The sequence below is a fragment of the Nocardiopsis sp. NPDC050513 genome, from assembly GCF_044457925.1.
GTDB lineage: Bacteria > Actinomycetota > Actinomycetes > Streptosporangiales > Streptosporangiaceae > Nocardiopsis.
Genome location: NZ_JBITHK010000034.1, coordinates 1 through 1,197, shown reverse-complemented (window position 1 = coordinate 1,197; position 1,197 = coordinate 1). Strand labels below are relative to the sequence as shown.

General features: G+C 67.4%; 1 protein-coding gene. It reads left to right on the top strand.

Features of this window, described 5'->3' with window-relative positions; all coding sequences use genetic code 11:
• Positions 1-1,120, top strand: a 1,120-nt coding sequence (gene ltrA / locus ACIBFB_RS27210; RefSeq protein ID WP_397235017.1) for a group II intron reverse transcriptase/maturase, incomplete at its 5' end; no start/stop codon positions are given.
• Between the last annotated feature and the right edge of the window lie 77 nt (positions 1,121-1,197).

The window sequence follows — 1,197 nt, the reverse complement described above, 5'->3', positions numbered from 1 at the left end:
GGACCTTGACTCGGGGAGCTACCGGCCTTCGCCGGTACGCCGGGCGACGATCCCCAAACCCGGCGGCGGCGAGCGGTTCTTGGGGGTTCCCACGGCGCTGGACCGATTCATCCAGCAGGCCATAGCGCAGGTGCTCACACCCGTCTTCGACCCACACATGTGTGGTGCCAGTTTCGCCTTCCGTCCGGGCAGGTCGGCGCACCAGGCGGTGCGTGCGGCCAGGCGGGCGATCGCGGACGGGCACCGGTGGGTGGTGGATGTGGATCTGGACCGGTTCTTCGACCGGGTCAACCACGACATGGTGATGGCACGCCTTGCGCGCAGGGTCGAGGACCGCAGGCTCCTGAAGCTCGTGCGCCGGTTCCTGGAGGCCGGGGTGATGGTCGATGGCCTCAAACAGGCCACGGCGGAGGGGACCCCGCAAGGGAGCCCGCTGTCTCCGTTGCTGTCGAACATCATGCTGGACGATCTGGACCGGGAGCTGTTCGAGCGCGGTCACCGGTTCGTGCGCTACGCCGACGACCTTCGGGTGTTCGTGCGTAGTGAGCGGGCCGCCCACAGGGTGTTGGACTCCATCACGAAGGTGGTGGAGAAGCGGCTGAAGTTGAAGGTGAACCGGGGTAAGTCCTCGGTTCGGCATGCGTTGAGGGCGACGCTGCTGGGGTTCGGGTTCTACTTCTCCCGCAAGGGCGTGGGGATCCGGCTGGCTCCGGGGTCGGTGGATCGGTTCAAGGAGCGGATCCGGATGCTGACGTCGCGGAAGTGGTCGGTGGCGATGGAATATCGCGTCGACCGGCTCAACCGGTTCCTGGTGGGCTGGATGGGCTACTTCCGTCTGGCGGATGCTGCCTCGATGCTGTCGCGGCTGGATGAGTGGCTGCGACGGCGGATGCGGCAGATCCGTTGGAAGGAGTGGAAGAGGCCCGCGACCCGCCGGGTGATGCTGCGGCGGCTGGGTGTCCCGGACCGTAAGGCCCGGGAGTGGTCCGGTTCGGGCAAGGGGTACTGGCGGGTCGCGAACTCGTGGATCCTTGCCCGAGCGCTGCCCAACGCTTATTGGGATGGCCTTGGTCTGCGGTCGTTGAGCGGGCTCCACCGCCGTTTCAGGGAAGCGGTCTGACGAACCGCCGGATGCGTGGTCCGCATGTCCGGTGGTGTGGGAGGCGGGTCGGGCGACCCGACCCGCCTACCCGATTG